This is a genomic window from Faecalicatena fissicatena, assembly GCF_016900595.1.
Taxonomy (GTDB): domain Bacteria; phylum Bacillota; class Clostridia; order Lachnospirales; family Lachnospiraceae; genus Claveliimonas; species Claveliimonas intestinigallinarum.
Genome location: NZ_JACLYY010000008.1, coordinates 1 through 17,274, shown reverse-complemented (window position 1 = coordinate 17,274; position 17,274 = coordinate 1). Strand labels below are relative to the sequence as shown.

Sequence of the window (17,274 nt, the reverse complement as noted above, 5' to 3'; positions counted from 1 at the left end):
AGATTTTTATAAGTATTTCTTATCTATTTTCCCTGTCTGTCCTCATCCTGCTGCCCTCTGCCCAAAAAATGCCGCCACACGAGGAAAATCGCAAGAAAGGCCGCAAGAAAGCCCAGGAAAAATCCTCCGATCCTCATCACCATATCGTAGAAAAATCCCTCCGGCAGCATCCGGATCATGTAGTCTGTAGCCGGGTCAAAAATCCACAGGTCATTGGTGAAAAAGATTTCGTGAAAGATGGTGAAATATTTTGTAAAATCCGAGGCAAAGAGAGCTCCAAGCAGGACCGTCACCGCCAGGAAGATGGCAAGGGCGATAAAGTAGGCCCTGGGGATGATGCGCCTCCAGTCCCCCTTCAGGAGTACGAGCAGGGCGATGAGCACAGCCGCGGCGGCAAGGAGTACCCAGCGCAGGGTCAGCCCGCCCAGGAACAGGTTCTTTACGTCCGCCATATGGAGGCGGTCCTGCTCGTTAAAGAAATCCTGGGTCTGTCCGTCCACATCCGTGATGACAGAGAGCTCCTGCCTCTTCCCGATGAGGTAATCCATCATTTTCTCCGTCACATCCATGACGTCCTCCATCTCCATATCGAGACTTTCCGTGACATTGTACTTCGCATATTCCCTCTCGTAAAACCTGTAGTCCGGGTCACCGTATATGGCCAGCTGGAAGCTGGTGAGCAGAAGAGCCAGGACAAGCAGGAGCATAGCTGCCACGGCCAGTACATGATGCAGTTTTTTCATAAAGCAATCCTTCTTTCTGTTGTCTCATTTTTGTGATTGTAATTTCCCTGATCTTCCCTTATAATACAAATGATTTTTATTAGGAGGACTTATCATGGATATTAACTATGAATTATATAAGGTATTTTACTATGTGGCCTCGACCCTGAGCTTTTCCGAGGCCTCCAAGCAGCTCTTCATCTCCCAGTCAGCGGTGAGCCAGTCCATCAAGACGCTGGAGAGAAAGCTGGACCAGGTCCTCTTCATCCGGAGCACAAAGAGGGTCCAGCTGACGCCGGAGGGAGAGATCCTGCTGCGCCACGTGGAGCCGGCCATGAACCTGATACAGCGGGGGGAGGCCCAGCTCATGGAGTCCGCCTCTACTGGGGGACAGATACGCATCGGCGCCAGCGACACCATCTGCCGGTATTTTCTCGTGCCCTACATCAAGCGGTTCCACGAGGCATTTCCCGGGGCCCACATCAAGGTGACCAACGCCACCTCCATCCAGAGCGTGGAGCTCCTGAAATCAGGGCAGGTGGACTTTATCGTGGTCAACTCCCCCAACGCCTACCTGGGGAGCGCCGCCACTGTAAAGCGGATCAAGCTGTTCCAGGACGTCTTTCTGGCCAACCGGGATTTCGCTGACCTGAAGGGGCGCCGGCTCTCCTTTGCGGAGCTTTTGGAGTACCCCATCCTGATGCTGGACAAGAAGAGCACCACAAGCGAGTTTCTCCACAGCCAGTTCCAGCAGCACCACCTGGACCTGGTGCCGGAGGTGGAGCTTAGCAGCAACGACCTGCTCATCGACCTGGCCAGGATCGGCCTTGGCATCGCCTTTCTTCCGGACTACTGCATTCCCCGGGAGGACGACAATCTCTTCATCGTACAGACAGAGGAAGAGCTGCCCCCGAGGGAGCTGCTGGCTGTCCGGGGCACCCGCATCCCCCTCTCCAGGGCTGCGGCCGCCTTCCTCGACTACTTCGAGGAGGTCTGATCCCAGAAGGCCCGCATCTTTTCGCCGGCGTTTTTCACATTGCAGATTTCCAGACCTTCCCACTCCCGCGGGAAGGTCTCTTTGTATCTGCCCTCCCGGAAGCGGTCGTCCAGAAGGAGGATCACGCCTCTGTCCTCCTCCGTGCGGATGACCCGGCCCGCGGACTGGAGCACCTTGTTCATGCCCGGGTAGACGTAGGCGTAGTCAAAGCCCCGGAGTCCCTTTTTGTCAAAGTACTCCCTAAGGAGCTCTCTCTCCCGGCACACCTGGGGCAGGCCGGTGCCCACCACGGCAGCGCCGATGAGCCGGTCTCTGGACAGGTCGATGCCCTCGGAGAAGATTCCCCCCATGACGCAGAAGCCAAGGAGGCTCTCCTCCCTCTCCTCCTCGAATTCCTCCAGAAAGATCTCCCTTGCCTCCTCCGACATGTAGGGGGCCTGGATCACGCACTGGGCGCTGCTATCCTCCTTTTCAGCCAGGAGGAGGAACTGGTCGTATACCTCCTCCATGAACTTGTAGGAGGGAAAAAAGGCCATGTAGTTTCCCTTTTTCCCCTGCACCATCTCCAGCAGATAGGAGGCGTATTTCCGGTAGGTGGCCTCCCCTCTCGCGGTGTACCGGGTGCTCACGTCGTTTCCAAGGAGAAGGAGCCGGTTCTCCCTGGCAAAGGTGGACTGGGCGTAGACCGCGTAGTCGTCCGTCTTTGTGCTGAGGAGCTGTCTGTAATAGCGGATGGGAAGGAGGGTGGCGGAGAAAAAGATGGTGCTCACCCCTTTTTCCAGAGCCTCGTTCAGATTGACCGCCGGGTTGACGCAGAACAGGCGGACAAAGAATTTTCCCTCCCCGTCAATTTCGGAATAGATCATGTAGTTCTCGTCCAGCTTTTCATAGATGGTCTCAAACATCCGCACTTCAAAGTAGAGGCTCAGCACCTCCTCCCGGACGTCCTCCTCCTTGCACTCCTCCAGATACCGCTCCATCTCAGCCATGACAGACAGAAGCTTCAGGTAGATGCCCCCGGCGCTCTCCAGCACCTGGCAGCCATCGCACTCCCGTTTCAGGGCCAGCATCTGGCGGTTGCAGTCCTCCAGCTGCCGGGCAAGCCGGACGTCCCTCGTCTTCACAAGGCGGCGGACCTTCATCACGTCCTCCTTGCAGAGGCTGGCGCTGAACATCTCCCGCCCCCGCTCCACCAGGTTGTGGGCCTCGTCAATGAGGAAGATGTAGTCCCCCTTCACCCCCTCGCCGAAAAACCGCTTCAGCTTCGCGTTGGGGTCAAAGACATAGTTGTAGTCGCAGATGACTGCGTCCGCCCACAGGGACAGGTCCAGACCCAGCTCGAAGGGGCACACCTGCCATTTCTTCGCCTGCTCCTCCACCGCCTGACGGCTCATGTCGTCAGAGGTGGTGATCATGTCATAGACCGCATCGTTGATACGGTCAAAATGTCCCTTGGCGTAAGGACAGTAGTCCGGATTGCACTCCGGCTTCTCGCAGAAGCATATCTTCTCCTTTGCCGTCAGGGTGATGACCTTGTACCGGAGAGCCGTATCCCCCTCCTCCACTGCAGCGGGCCCCACTGCGGCGGGCCCATCCGGGCCGGGCTGCTTCAGTATGTCAAAGGCCTGCTGGGCCACAGTCCTGGTGATGGTCTTGGCGGTCAGGTAGAAGAGCTTGTCCACCAGTCCCTCCCCCACTGCCTTCACAGCCGGAAAGACAGTGGCCATAGTTTTTCCCACCCCTGTGGGAGCCTGGATGAACAGCTTTTTCTGTCTCTCAATGGTCCTGTAGACAGCGGCCGCCAGCTTCTTCTGCCCGTCCCGGTACTGGTAGGGAAATTCCACCTTTTTTATGGAAGCGTTCCGCTTCTCCTTCCACTCCACCTGGAAGAGAGCCCACTTTTCGTAGGCGTCCGTGATGCCGTAAAACCACTCTCTCAGCTCCTCTGTGGTGTACTCCTGCCGGAACCGGCGTATCTCCTCTGTCTCCAGATGACAGTAGGTCATCTGCACGCCCATCTTCTCCTGCTCATGCTGATCCCCGTAGATAAAGGCATAGCATTTGGCCTGGGCCAGGTGCACCGGTACCGGCTCCTCCAGGGTGTTTACATCTCTGAACACCCCCTTGATCTCGTCGATGGCCAAGCCCTCCTCCGTGTCCATGACGCCGTCCGCCCGCCCCTCCACCTGGAGGACGAACTTCTCGTAGGGCACCTGGCATTTCATGGACACCTCCGACGTGTACATACTCCCCATCTGCCGCTGGATCTTCCGGTGGAGCCGGGCTCCCATCTGCATGGCCTCCTTGTCCGCCGAGGCAGTTCGATTGTCAAGGTCACCGCTCTGGAGGATAAACTCCACCAGGGTCCGGACCGAAATTTTGATCAGTTGCTTTTCCATAGGTCTATTATAAGTGGGGACGTAATACTTTTCAATAATGTTACGTCTGAAATTAAACCAACTGGTGGGGTATTGTGTATGACGCGGAAATATTATCTGATTATTTAGCGAAATTGTCTATCCCGCACTCTCCTGCAAATTCTGTCATATTGGGCCGGAAGCGGAGCGGCAGGTGGGTTCTCTGGCATCTGGGATTTTCACGCTCCCTGATGGCAATGGTGTCGCAGAACTCCCGCCACAACGCCTGCATCGTTTCCTCCTGATCGGAGAGATGTAAAAAGCCCTCATCCCCCCTCACTCCCGGATCCTCCTGTACAAGAACCCACCGCTTTCCCGCCTCGTGGACGACGAACATGCCGCGGTTTTTATCCCGGATCATCCAGTTCTCCATGGGAAAGCGCTCCTGAAAATGAGCCCCCAGGCAGGGAAGAACCTGGTTTTTCGGTGTGATGTCTGAAAAGAGTATCCCGTTCTCCAGCTCCCGAAAGCGGACAAATCCCGTCAGCAGGTGTGCCTCATTCCCCACGCTACGGCTCAGCTCAAACACCTTTTCCACGGCAGGGCTCCCCAAATGTTCCATAATCCTTCGAGGCTGCCTGAGCTTCCGGGCCGCCAGCAGCGTCCCCAGGATTGCCTCTCCTTTCTCTTCATCCCTGGAAAGCGCCGCATAATAAATATGACGGTAGACATTCCTTCCAAGGTTGGTGAGTATCATCCTCTCCACCGCCTCCGCCTTACCCTCATTTTCCCCTATCTCCCTGTACTCACAGAACAGCTCCGGCTCCACGCTGCCCCGGATGGCGATGCCACTGGCCCCCTCCCGGCGACGATCCTTCCACGCCTCGTGCACAGCAGAGAAAATTCCTGTAATGCTGTCCGTACAGATGTAAATGGTTTTCATATAGTGTCTCCTTTCTCTGCCATGCCGCCAAATCTCACATCGTCAAAAAGAGAGAGCTGTCTGTAGGTCATGCCGTCCGCCCCCTCAGGCAGTCTCTCCTTCTCGTCCAGAAGGTTCCGCGTAATGTAATCCTCCTCAATCTTTACCGGATACATCATCTTCCCGCTGCAGGTCAAGAAGTACAGCGCCCGTTTAAGAACCACCCCCATTTTCTTTAAATCCCCAAAGTCCAGCTTCCCATACCGCCTGGCCTTCACGATCCTGGCCGCCGATCTGTATCCAATGCCCGGCACCCGCAGCAGAATCTCATATTTCGCCGTGTTGGCCTCCACAGGGAAAACATTCAGATGCCGCAGAGCCCAGTTGCACTTTGGGTCAAGAAACACATTAAAATTAGGGTCTTTCTCCGTCAGGAGCTCCCCTGCCTGAAAATGATAGTATCGGAGCAGAAAATCTGCCTGATACAGCCGGTGCTCCCGAAGGAGCGGGGGCCCCTGCCCCGTCCTGGCTGGCAGGGATGCGTCCTCGTTTACATGGACAAATGCAGAATAGAACACTCTCTTCAGCCCGAACTTTTTGTACAGGGCCTCCGCCACATGGATAATCTGAAAATCCGTCTCCGGCGTGGCGCCTATGATCATCTGGGTGCTCTGACCGGCAGGTACAAACCTCTTTGCGTTCCGGTAGAGCTGTATCTCCTGCCTGTTCTCCTCCATCCTGTTCTGCACAAGCCGCATGGGCGCAAGGATCCTCTCTCTCGTCTTGTGGGGCGCAAGGAGACGCAGTCCCTCTGCTGTGGGCAGCTCCAGGTTAACACTCATCCTGTCCGCCAGAAATCCCAGCCTCTCCAGCAGCTCCTGGCTTGTGCCGGGGATGGCCTTCACATGGATATACCCCTGAAAGCGGTGTTCTGTCCGCAGCTTGTACAGGGCCGCATAGATCAGCTCCATCGTATAGTCCGGGCTTTTGAGCACGCCGGAGCTCAAAAAAAGTCCCTCTATATAATTACGCCTGTAAAACTCCATTGTCAGCGTACAGATCTCGTCCGGCGTAAAAGAGGCCCTGGGCACATCGTTACTCCTCCGGTTGATGCAGTATTTGCAGTCATAGATGCACTCATTTGTAAACAGGATCTTCAGCAGGGAGATACATCTCCCGTCCGCGGAGAAGCTGTGGCAGATCCCCGCCTGCGCGCAGCTTCCTATACCGGTGCCGTCATTGCTGCGCTGGGTTCCGCTGGACGTGCACGCCACGTCGTATTTTGCCGCGTCTGTCAGTATTTTCAGTTTTTCAGCTATGGACATAGACTGCTGGATTTCCATAGCTATTCCTCCCCTCTCCAAAAATAAGAACATATGTTTGTTTTTAGTATACAAACATATGTTCTACCTGTCAAGTGCCTGCTTATTTCCTTCGTCCGCCTTTAGGGGATCCCTTTCCTCATGTTACACACAATTATGCACCAGTTTGATCATTTTTCCCCAGATCCTGATACACAATTATGCACCAATAAACGTAAATGCAGACGTAATACTTTTGAAAAGTATTACGTCTGCATTTACGAATTGACTATAATTTATTCACCGCGTCCGCCAGATACTGGTTGTCCGCCTCATAGAATTTCTCTTCTTCCACAGCCTCCGCCAGCCTGGGGTCAATGGGCATTTTACCGAGAACCGGCACGCCAAGCTGCCGGGCGGTCTCCTCGATGTGGCTCTCGCCGAACACAGAGATCTTCTTCCCGCAGTCCGGGCAGACGAGATAGCTGTAGTTCTCCACAATGCCAAGCACCGGGATATTCATCTGCCGGGCCATGTTGCAGGCCTTGTCCACGATCATCTGCACCAGATCCTGAGGGGAGGTGACGATGACGATGCCGTCCACCGGAAGGGACTGGAAGACAGTGAGGGGCACGTCCCCTGTTCCCGGAGGCATATCCACGAAGAGGTAATCCAGCTCTCCCCACATGACATCGGTCCAGAACTGCTTTACCACTCCCGCAATGATGGGGCCTCTCCAGATCACCGGGTCGGACTCGTGCTCCAGGAGGAGATTGACGGACATGATCTTCGTGCCGTCCTTTGCCTCGCTGGGGAAGATACCCGCGTCGCTCCCCTTTGCCGTCTCATGGATGCCGTACATCTTCGGGATGGAGGGTCCGGTGACATCTGCGTCCAGAATTCCCACGGAAAAGCCCTGCTCCCGCATGATCCTTGCCAGGGAGGCCGTCACCATGGACTTGCCCACGCCGCCCTTTCCGCTGACAACGGCGATCACTTTATTTACATGGGAAAACGGGTTCGCCGGCTCCCTCATATCCTGGGGCTTGCTGCCACAGGAGTCTGCATGGGCGCACCCCGCACAGTCGGAGGGGGAGCACCCGTTTTGCTGCTCTGCCATTTTTACTCTACCTCTTTTCTATTGGTCTCCTCAGCTGAAACCGCTTCTTCTACTCTTCCACTGCTGCGATGACTTCGATCTCGCACAGCACGTTCTTCGGAAGGGTCTTCACAGCCACGCAGCTTCTGGCCGGCTTGGATGTGAAATATTTTGCGTACACCTCGTTAAATGCGCCAAAATCTCCCATGTCTGCCAGGAAGCAGGTTGTCTTGATGACCTTGTCGTAGGTTGTTCCTGCTGCCGCAAGAAGCTCGCCGATGTTCTTGCACACCTGCTCTGTCTGTCCCTCGATGGTGTCCGCCTCAACCGCATCTGTAGCCGGGTTGATGGCGATCTGTCCCGCCGCGTAGAATACGCCGTTGTAAATATATCCCTGTGAATAGGGTCCCAGTGCCTTTGGTGCCTTCTCTGTCGCTACTAATTTCATTTCTTATCTCTCCTTTGCCTTCTCCAATAATTTCTGTGCCACGCACACGTCAAAAAGACCCATGCCCACAGATTTAAAATACGTGGTCTTCCCCGCGATCTCATCTTCGTCCGCCCCGGACGCCAGGAACTTGTCCATAAGGACAACCCGGTCCATGGTGAGCCGTCCCTCTGCCAGGGGCTGGCTTAGATCCCCGCTCTCCTCGCAGGCGTAGGGCAGTTCGATGTACACCTTGTCCACCAGATCCCAGATCACGTCAGGTATCTCCCGCATCTTGGGAGTGTAGGATCCGATGGCAATGATGCACTTGCCCTCCAGCAGCTCCCTGTCATTGGGGAGCACAGGCTCCTCAGAGGGGGTGGCGGTGCAGATGATATCGCTGGCTTTCACAAGCTCTTCCACTGTCTTACATTGTACTACTTTCACCGCCGGGTCCGCAATAGTCTTCTTCAGCCTGTCCATAAAATCCGTCAGGTCCCGGTCGCTGTGGTTCCAGATGTACACGGTCTCAATATTTCTGGCCGCGCAGGCGTACACGGCCTGGTGGAAGCCCTGTGCTCCGGCCCCCACGATGCCCACTGTACGGGCGTCCCTTCTGGACAGATGGCGGATCCCCACGCCGCCCACGGCTCCCGTCCTCCAGGCGGTGACAGCCTGGCCGTCCATGATAGCCAGGGGCGCTCCTGTGGTCCTGTCGTTCAGGATCACAAGCCCGTCCAGGGAGGGAAGTCCCAGCTTCGCATTTTCCGGGAAAATGGTCAGCATCTTTGTGCCGATGACATTCTCCGTAAAGCAGGGCATGTAGATGAGCGTCTTGTTCTCGTGCTCGATCACCGGTCGGGGCGGCATGTAGTAGGCGTCCGCCCCGAAAATCCGGTAGGCCTCCTCAATCTGGTCCATGATCTCATTTGGATCCACCAGCTTCTCAATCTCTTCTTTCCCTAAAAAAATCATACCGTTTTACCTCTCTTGTCTTTATCAGTCGTGGTTGGCAGCCTTGTAAATCTGGTAGGCGTCCTCGGCGTCTATCTTTTTAAAGGAGCCCAGTTGGATGGTATTCCCCTTTGTGGCGCTGTCCGCCAGCTTCCGGAGCACCTCGTCGGGCTGCACGCCGATCTCCAGCTCTCCGATGCATGTGGGCATGTGAAGGGACCGGAAAAAGTCCTCCGTCGCCCCGATGGCCGCCAGAGCCGCCTTCTCATCATCCTCCTCTTTGAGGCCCCACACCTTTTCTCCATAGCGGGCAAATCTGGACGGATCGATCCTGTACACATATCTGGCCCAGCTTCCCCAGATAGCCGACAGAGTCGCCCCGTGCGCCACGTCGAACATGCCTCCGATCTCATGACCCAGCTTGTGGCAGAGGAAATCCTTGGGACGACCAAGTCCTGTCAGATTGTTGTGGGAAATGCTGCCGCACCACATGATCTCACTCATGGCATCGTAGTCCGTCTGATCCTCATAGGCCTTTGCCCCGCAGGTAACCATAGTGCGAAGAAGCCCCTCCGCAATCTCGTCTGTCAGCATATTGCCGTCCACAGGTGTGAAATACCGCTCCAGAGTGTGCATCATGATGTCCACGATGCCGCAGGTGAGCTGATACTTGGGAAGCGTGTATGTGAGCTCCGGGTTCATGATGGCAAACTTTGGACGGTTGAAATCCGTGTTGATCCCCGCCTTCTTGCCCGTCTCCTCGTTTGTGATGACAGCGGAGTCGCTTGTCTCGCTGCCGGCCGCCGAGATAGTGAGGACCACTCCCACGGGAAGGGCTGCCTGCACCTGTCTCTCCCCGGCCCAGTAGCTCCACACGTCCACGGAAGTGTCAGCCGCTCCGATGGCCACTGCCTTGGCCGTGTCAATGACGCTTCCGCCTCCCAGGGCCAGGATCAGGTCCGCGCCAAAATCCGCCGCCTTCTTCACGCCCTCTCTCACCAGGCCAAGGCGGGGATTGGGCCTGACGCCGCCCAGCTCCTCATAGGCCACGCCCTCGGCTGTCAGCTCCCCCTTCACCTTGTCCAGAAGGCCGCTCCTTACCACGCTTCCGCCGCCGTAGACAATGAGGACCTTATCTCCGCCCCACTTCTTTGCAAGCCGCCCGGCTTCCTTCTCCGCATCCTTTCCAAATATGATCTCCGTGGGTGCGTACTGCACAAAATTTTTCATAAAAAAGACCTCCTTAGCTGCAATCGTACTTTAAAGATTGTAACATAAGCAGACCTCAAATTCAATCAGTCCGACGGCTTGTCCCGGGGGAGTTTGCGTCCTATAATAATAGTGACACAAATAACAGGGCACATACTATCGGCATCTGACAGCAAAAGGAGGCAGCTATGATCAAAGAAACCTTACCAGCCCACATGGAACCGCTTGCAACTATCAACGGATTTCGCGTCCGCCCGGGCCTCTACCAGTATTTCGGGGCCTGGGCCATCCCGGCGGGAGTCAGCTTCACAGTCCACTCCCAGAACGCCACCTCCTGCGAGATCCTCCTCTACCACCGGGAAGCGGAAGAGCCCTACGCCGTCCTTCCCATACCGGAGAACTACAAAATAGGAAATGTCTTCTCCATGATCGTGTTCGGCCTGGATGTGGAAGAATTCGAGTACGCCTTCCGCCTGGACGGCCCCTGGGATCCGGAAAAGGGCCTTCTGTTCAGCAAGAAAAACGTCCTCATTGATCCCTACGCCAAGGCCATCACCGGCCAGAGCACCTGGGGGAAGAAGGTGCTGGAGAATGGCTACCGGGCCAGGGTGGTGAAAAACAACTTCTACTGGGGCGTGGCGCCCCAGCTGTGCACCCCTATCGAGGATCTGGTCATCTACGAGCTCCATGTGCGGGGCTTCACAAAAATGGCAAAGGATGTGTCCGCCCCCGGCACCTTCCTGGGCGTAAAAGAAAAGATCCCCTACCTGAAGTCCCTGGGCGTCAACGCGGTGGAGCTGATGCCTGTCTTCGAGTTCGACGAGCTCATGGACAAGCGCACCTACAATGGAAAAGAGCTTCTCAACTACTGGGGCTACAGCACAGTCAGCTTCTTTGCCCCCAACACCAGCTACGCCGCTGACGTGGAGTACAACCGGGAGGGGCTTGAGCTGAAGGAGCTGGTAAAGGAGCTCCACGACAACGGCATTGAGATCATCCTGGATGTGGTCTTCAACCACACAGCGGAGGGCAACGAGAACGGCCCCATTTTTTCCTTCAAGGGCTTTGACAACAACGTGTACTATCTCCTCACACCAGAGGGCTGCTACTACAACTTCAGCGGCTGCGGCAACACCATGAACTGCAACCACCCGGTAGTGCAGCAGATGATCCTGGACTGCCTGCGCTACTGGGTCACTTCCTACAGAATCGACGGCTTCCGATTTGACCTGGCCTCCATCCTGGGGCGCAACGAGGACGGCTCCCCCATGGAACACCCCCCGCTCCTCAAGAGCCTTGCCTTTGACCCGCTCCTTGGAAACACGAAGCTGATCGCGGAGGCCTGGGACGCGGGCGGTCTCTACCAGGTGGGCAATTTCCCGGCCTTTAACCGCTGGAGCGAGTGGAACGGAAAATACCGGGATGACATGAGAGATTTCCTAAAGGGCGGCATCTCCCACACCTCCGCGGCCCTGCAGCGGATCAGCGGTTCCCCGGACATCTATGATCCCAGGATCCGGGGCACCCACGCCTCCGTCAACTTTCTCACCTGCCACGACGGCTTCACCCTCTACGACCTGTACTCCTACAACGAGAAGCACAACGAGGCAAACGGCTGGGACAACACAGACGGCGCGGGTGATAACCGGAGCTGGAACTGCGGGGCGGAGGGGGAGACCGACAACCCGGAGGTCCTTGCCCTGCGCATGCGGATGATCCGCAACGCCTGCGCAGTCCTTCTGTGCAGCCGGGGCACACCGATGTTTTTTGCCGGAGATGAATTCTGTAACACCCAGTTCGGGAACAACAACCCCTACTGCCAGGACAATGAAATTTCCTGGCTGGACTGGTCCCTCCTGGAGAAGCACCAGGACATCTTCCGCTTTTTCCAGTACATGATCCACTTCCGCGGGGAGCACCCAGTGCTGCGGGGATCTGCCAGAAGCTGCCGCTACACCCTGCCGGACATCAGCTATCACTCAGAGGAGCCCTGGAAGGCGCCGCGGGATGACGGAAATGGTGTGGCCGGCGTCCTCTTCGCCGGCTACGACGCGGCCCGGTCCAGGGATGACATTGTCTACCTCGCGATCAACGTGCACTGGGAGGCCCACGAGCTGACTCTGCCACAGCTTCCCGGCGGCCTCCACTGGCACATCGCGGTCAACACAGGAGACGAGGGTCATATCCTCTTTGACGCACCCCTCCCCGTGCTGGGGGAGGACTCCCTGCTCATCGGAGAGCGCTCTGTCATTGTCCTTGTCGGCCGATAATCATACAGGAAAAAGCCCACACAGGCTGCTGTGTGGGCAAACTATTGTTTCAAATATTCACGCAGATCTCTATTACGGTTTCTTCACTTCCCCTGTCTCTTTTTTGGCAAGGACTGCGTAGATCTGGTCTGCGTCATAGTCCGGGGCAAACCGGCTGGCCGTCTCGCAGATAAGACTTATCTTCTCCTCCGGTTCTTCAAGCTCTTCCGCTATGACTGATACTGCCTTGTTTTTCCTGATTTTCTTGCAGACCAGTGAGATAAGCTTTGTCTCCTCCCCCTGCTCCTTCCCCTTTTCTTTTCCTCTCTCCTCCGACTCCTGCAGCTCGTCTGCAAACAGCTCTCTCAATGCCTCGCACATTTCCTTCTCCTCCTTCATCTTGTCCCAGTTGGCTCGCACGATCAAATCCATGGCCGCCTGGTACCACTTTGAATGTCTGTGCCGCTCATATCTCTCCATCAGGTCCTGCAGCTCGCGCCCCTCCTTCAGGTCTCCCCTCAGATGCTGCAGCCAGTAGTTGTCTCTCTCCGACAGCTCTCTTGTGACCAGGAGCTGCATCGCAAGGGCGTCTCCCTCAAGATAGTAAATTCCGTCCCCCTGCCTGCTGACCCGTATCCCTCTCGTCTCCTTCAGGTGCCCAAGCAGCTTCCTGGGGTAGCGCATGCACACGAATGTCAGGGTGATCTCCTCCGGGTCCACCTCCATCACCCGGTCCGTGTCCGACTGATACAGGCAGGCGTATGCGTACACCTTGTAGAAATCGTTGATGCTCAGATAATCCTCCGGGGATTTGTACTCAATAATGTTGTAGCTCTTGAATATCCTTCCGATATTCTTCTCCAGGCGGATGCCTTTCTCCTTTTTCACGACCAGCACATCCATCTGCAGGGGCTCCTTTGTGAGCTGGCGCTCATCCACGATCTCCAACAGGTCAAGCTCCTTTTCCAGTTCGATCCGCAGCACCGCACCGAACGCCGGATGCCAGGACAGTCTTCTCTTCTCCTGCTCCATCCCTCTCCTCCTTGTCAGTATAATACAGTTTCTTCCCTCCGTGCAACTTTTACATAAATTTTTCATCATTTCCGGGTAATCCGGCAGAAATGCCCGATACGTCAGATATGAATGGGAACCGCTTTTGAACGATGCGGTTCAAGAAATGTTTCCTCAAAAAAAGAAGATACTAAAAGCTTACATCAGCTTATGTCTTCTGTCAACAAAAAACAGCGCAAGCTGTGCGCCTTTTCTCTCTTTGGGGCGCGCATCCTGCGCTGTCCTTATTTCATTCTAAATCCGGCCTTATCTCTCCTGGATGACCTTCTCGATCTCCTCTTTCTTGGGCATGACCTTCAAAGCTCCCTTTCGCGTGGTGATGATGGAAGCGCCCGCATTGGCAAAGGTGAGCATCTCCTTTAAATTCTCCTCCGTCAGATCCTCCAGGCCGTGCTCCAGAATGTAGTTCAGGGTGCAGGCCTCAAAGGTGTCCCCCGCTCCCGTCGTCTCGATGGTGTCCTCCCTCACAAAGGGGGCCGCCTCCACGATCATATCCTTATAGAAGGCACGGCTTCCCTCTTTTCCGAGAGTGACACAGATCAGGGGAATATCAAACTGCTCCCGCAGCATCTCCACTCCTTTATTGTAGTCTGTCGTCCCGGTCATGAACTCCATCTCGTTGTCCGAGATCTTCAGGATGTCGCACTTGGACATGCCGTACAGGATCTCCTCCTTCGCCTGATCCAGGCTGTCCCAGAGGGGCTCCCGCAGGTTCGGGTCAAAGGAGACGAGAAGCCCGTTCTCCTTCGCCACGTCGATGGCGTAGCGCGTGGCCTCCCTCACGCCTGCATGGGTGGAGGAAAGAGTTCCGAAGTGGAAGATCCTCGCCTTTTTGATCAGCTCCGGGTCAACCTCCTCCTTTGTTAGCATCATATCAGCGCCCGGGTTGCGGTAAAAGGAAAATTCCCTGTCCCCGTCCGGAAATGTGTGCACAAATGCCAGCGTCGTGTGTACCTGGTCATCCATGGCAAGGGCGGACACGTCCGTACCGCTTTCCTCCACCACTTTCTTCAGCATTTTTCCAAACTGGTCATTTCCAACCTTGCCGATAAAGGCCGTCTTCTTGCCCAGCTTGTTCAGCATGGCCAGCACATTACAGGGAGCTCCCCCAGGATTTGCCTCCAGAAGAGGGTTCCCCTGACCGCTCAGGCCGTTCTCCGTAAAGTCGATCAAAAGCTCTCCAAGCGCCACCACATCGTATCTTGTCTCCATACTCGTTCCTCCTGTTCTGCATGTATCAGCAGTCCATCGTCTTTTTGAGGGACCATGTCTGCATTGAGCGTATTTTTAAATTTCCGGCAGGAACGGACAGAAAATTTTTATCCTGGCTCCGGTCAGCGAAAACATTACAGCTGTGGTTGGTCCTGTAATCCTCCGCAAACACTTCAATGGAACTGGTGTCCACAAATATGTGGACAGAGAACACCCCCGGCTCCTTCAGTCTGAGAGGGCTGTGGCTGACGCCTCTGCTCCAGCCATCCGCTTGGTTTCTGTCAAAATACATGTGCTGTCCCTTCAGGTCAAAGGTAATCTTTGTCTGCCTGGTCCTGTCCTGATCGCAGCGCAGCAAAAGGGAAAATGCGCTGGCTGTCGTCTCTTTCAGGTCCACTTCCATTTTCAGCTCATAGGCGTATCCGTCCTGCAGCGGGATATCCTCTCTCCCGCCTTCCACAAGCACATTCTCCTGCACAGTTTCCTCTCCGCGGAGTGTCTCCAGCTCCTCCACAGGCTCAAAGCTGAGGGTATGGTCTGCGTTCATTTTGACCTGCCGCGGCACGGCAAAGGATCCGCACCACCCTTCCCTGTAGGCCGGACCCCAGTCCTTCCAGAAGGGCATCCAGTCCCAGGCATTGGCCCACCCTATGACAAGGCGCCGCCCCTTCCCGTCCACAAAGGACTGAGGCGCGTAGAAATCAAATCCCCAGTCAGCCTCTCCCGAGACATCCCAGACAAACTTCCCTGTCTCATAGCTGAAATCTCCAACCATGTACACACAGGTCCGCTCTCCCGCACCCATAGGTGACACAAGGAGCACATATTTGTCTCCAAGAGGAAAGAAATCCGGGCACTCCCACATGTATCCCCATTCACCCCTGCTCTGGGCAAGGACACTGAAAAATTCCCAGTGGAGCATGTCTTCAGACACATATAAAAGAGCCTGCGCAAGATTATTTTTGCTTGCTCCACATATCATATAATATTTCCCGTCATTTTTCCACACTTTTGGATCCCTAAATAAATGTTTTGGCACTCCCTCCGGGGCTGCGAGAACCGGATTTCCCTCATATTTTTCAAAATGGATGCCGTCTTCACTGAAGGCGATACACTGGGTCTGTTCAAAACCGCTGCCATTGTTCGTACATCCCGTGTACATAAGGAACAGCTTTCCGTCGTGCTCGATAGCGCTCCCAGAAAAGCAGCCTCCCCGGTAATGGTCATCATATGTCTCGCTGGGCGCCAGCGCAAGGGGAAGGTGTTCCCAGTGGACAAGATCCTCACTGACGGCATGCCCCCAGTGCATATAATCCCAGTGTCCGTAGTAGGGGTTATACTGATAAAAAATGTGGTATTTCCCCTTGTAGAAAATGAGCCCGTTGGGGTCATTGATCCATCCGGTCTGGGGCATAAAATGATAGTCCTGGCGCATCCGGCCTTGTTTTACACTCTCCTTGTTCTGGTCGATATACGCCTGGGCGCGGGCTATGTTTTTCTGCATGATTTCTTTTGACATTCTCTTTCGCTCCTATAGCTAATCCCTTTCCAAAAAGCCGCACTTTTTTTGTTATTTATCCATCTCATCTCGGTTTTCTTTTTTCTCTGTCCAGAATTTTTTCAAAACTTTTATGAGGTTCTGACTGGTACCAGTATGCTACACTTGACAAGTCGTCCTGACGTTCAAACAGTCCGCCCGGGCCTGAGCCAATCTGCTGCAACGTAACTTTTAAATTCTCGTCAAAAAAGATAGGATCCAACACATGCCATCTGTAAAGTCCACGCATAGGCGGACAGTCATCATTATAATACGGACTTTTAGATAGATCATCCTGCTTCGAATAATAGGGATAACCCAGATACGACGTACTGTACGTTTTTTCCACAGTCTTTCCATTCTCCTGCACGGCAAAGCTCCATGAACCGCCGAAATAGTCTTCCATCCCGGTTCCACAAACAGTCGGATACCTATCATCCCCGTCTATATAAAATTTCACCTCGCCTTCTCCCCACCAATATCTCTGCAGAACCGATAGAGCAATATAAGTACCTACATACCACCCCTGGCCTGTTATGCGGTCTGCGATCACGTAATCCTCACCTGTTCTGGAAATCGCTTCCCGTCTCCAGCTTGCATGAAAATATTTCGTCTGCGGCGGGAGTGTATCATAAAGCACATAATCTATCTGATAAAAAAATTCCGGAATCACATTGGCATGTTGACTTTCTACTGTAATCTTTGCTTTTTCCCTGAATGGCATCTGAAAATATGAATTCAATCCGCGGGCAGGTGCTACAATAATCGCAGATGAATCAATCAGGCATTCTCTTCCAAAACCGCAGCAAAAAAAATCTCCCAGTGGGACCTCCACAGATGGACTAACTTCCTCATCCCAATACATTCTCAAAATCAGGTCCCTCAGTACAAAGCACTCTGACGGGGATGTCTTCTGATCTACAGTAATCCAGATATGTGTTATAACACCCGGTCCTTTCATCTCTCCTAGGATAATCTCTTCATGGGGCCTTATGTTTTTCAAACAGGGGCTCCCTTTTCTGGACGGTCCCAGCACACTTTCCCTCATCCCTCCTCTTCCCTTTTCTCCGGTAGGATTCTCAGCGTTCACTGCTCTGCTTCTTCCCTGTGAAAGATAAGGCAGCATTCCCATGCTGCCTGCAGACTGTAGACAAAGGTGGTGCTGGAGCCCTAGCTCCAGCACCACTCTTTTTGCCAAAATGCCAACTCCCATATTT

The 17,274-nt window shown here is 54.7% G+C and carries 14 protein-coding genes; 2 read left to right on the top strand and 12 right to left on the bottom strand.

Annotated elements, in window-relative coordinates:
• Positions 1-23 precede the first annotated feature (23 nt).
• Positions 24-743: a TIGR01906 family membrane protein gene (locus H7U36_RS09235; protein ID WP_205156055.1), complete on the bottom strand. Its 720-nt coding sequence runs from the start codon at positions 741-743 to the stop codon at positions 24-26.
• A gap of 94 nt (positions 744-837) precedes the next feature.
• Between H7U36_RS09235 and H7U36_RS09230 the strand changes: the two genes are divergently transcribed.
• Positions 838-1,719 carry a LysR family transcriptional regulator gene (locus H7U36_RS09230; RefSeq protein WP_087173142.1) on the top strand — a complete coding sequence of 294 codons (882 nt, stop codon included), beginning with the start codon at positions 838-840 and terminating at the stop codon, positions 1,717-1,719.
• Here H7U36_RS09230 and H7U36_RS09225 read toward each other — a convergent pair.
• The 7 genes from H7U36_RS09225 to H7U36_RS09195 form a co-directional block, all read right to left on the bottom strand.
• Positions 1,701-4,118, bottom strand: coding sequence for an ATP-dependent DNA helicase (locus H7U36_RS09225; protein WP_205156054.1), 2,418 nt, complete (start codon positions 4,116-4,118; stop codon positions 1,701-1,703). The genes H7U36_RS09230 and H7U36_RS09225 overlap by 19 nt on opposite strands.
• 100 nt (positions 4,119-4,218) lie before the next feature.
• Entirely contained in the window at positions 4,219-5,019 is an 801-nt protein-coding gene (locus tag H7U36_RS09220; protein ID WP_205148780.1) for a TIGR03915 family putative DNA repair protein, read from the bottom strand.
• A complete protein-coding gene (locus H7U36_RS09215) occupies positions 5,016-6,341 on the bottom strand; it encodes a putative DNA modification/repair radical SAM protein (RefSeq protein ID WP_205148779.1) in 1,326 nt (441 codons plus the stop codon). The genes H7U36_RS09220 and H7U36_RS09215 overlap by 4 nt, the downstream gene beginning before the upstream one ends.
• 247 nt (positions 6,342-6,588) lie before the next feature.
• Positions 6,589-7,419: an Mrp/NBP35 family ATP-binding protein gene (locus H7U36_RS09210; RefSeq protein ID WP_205148778.1), complete on the bottom strand. Its 831-nt coding sequence runs from the start codon at positions 7,417-7,419 to the stop codon at positions 6,589-6,591.
• 49 nt (positions 7,420-7,468) lie between these two features.
• Entirely contained in the window at positions 7,469-7,846 is a 378-nt protein-coding gene (locus H7U36_RS09205; protein WP_076777176.1) for a Rid family detoxifying hydrolase, read from the bottom strand.
• Positions 7,847-7,849: 3 nt separating this feature from the next.
• Positions 7,850-8,800, bottom strand: a complete 951-nt coding sequence (locus H7U36_RS09200; RefSeq protein ID WP_033124483.1) for an ornithine cyclodeaminase family protein — start codon at positions 8,798-8,800, stop codon at positions 7,850-7,852.
• A gap of 24 nt (positions 8,801-8,824) precedes the next feature.
• Positions 8,825-10,009, bottom strand: a complete 1,185-nt coding sequence (locus tag H7U36_RS09195; protein WP_205156053.1) for an iron-containing alcohol dehydrogenase — start codon at positions 10,007-10,009, stop codon at positions 8,825-8,827.
• Positions 10,010-10,176: 167 nt separating this feature from the next.
• Here H7U36_RS09195 and H7U36_RS09190 point away from each other — a divergent pair, with 167 nt between their 5' ends.
• Positions 10,177-12,258, top strand: coding sequence for a glycogen debranching protein (locus tag H7U36_RS09190; protein ID WP_205148776.1), 2,082 nt, complete (start codon positions 10,177-10,179; stop codon positions 12,256-12,258).
• A 72-nt stretch (positions 12,259-12,330) separates the two neighbouring features.
• Here H7U36_RS09190 and H7U36_RS09185 read toward each other — a convergent pair whose 3' ends face one another.
• The 4 genes from H7U36_RS09185 to H7U36_RS09170 form a co-directional block, all read right to left on the bottom strand.
• Positions 12,331-13,269, bottom strand: coding sequence for a 3-isopropylmalate dehydrogenase (locus tag H7U36_RS09185; RefSeq protein ID WP_205148775.1), 939 nt, complete (start codon positions 13,267-13,269; stop codon positions 12,331-12,333).
• Between the two features lie 285 nt (positions 13,270-13,554).
• Entirely contained in the window at positions 13,555-14,520 is a 966-nt protein-coding gene (locus H7U36_RS09180) for a carbohydrate kinase family protein (RefSeq protein ID WP_205148774.1), read from the bottom strand.
• Between the two features lie 25 nt (positions 14,521-14,545).
• Positions 14,546-16,039: a glycoside hydrolase family 32 protein gene (locus H7U36_RS09175; RefSeq protein WP_033124475.1), complete on the bottom strand. Its 1,494-nt coding sequence runs from the start codon at positions 16,037-16,039 to the stop codon at positions 14,546-14,548.
• Between the two features lie 64 nt (positions 16,040-16,103).
• A complete protein-coding gene (locus tag H7U36_RS09170; protein WP_408610360.1) occupies positions 16,104-17,189 on the bottom strand; it encodes a glycoside hydrolase family 172 protein in 1,086 nt (361 codons plus the stop codon).
• Between the last annotated feature and the right edge of the window lie 85 nt (positions 17,190-17,274).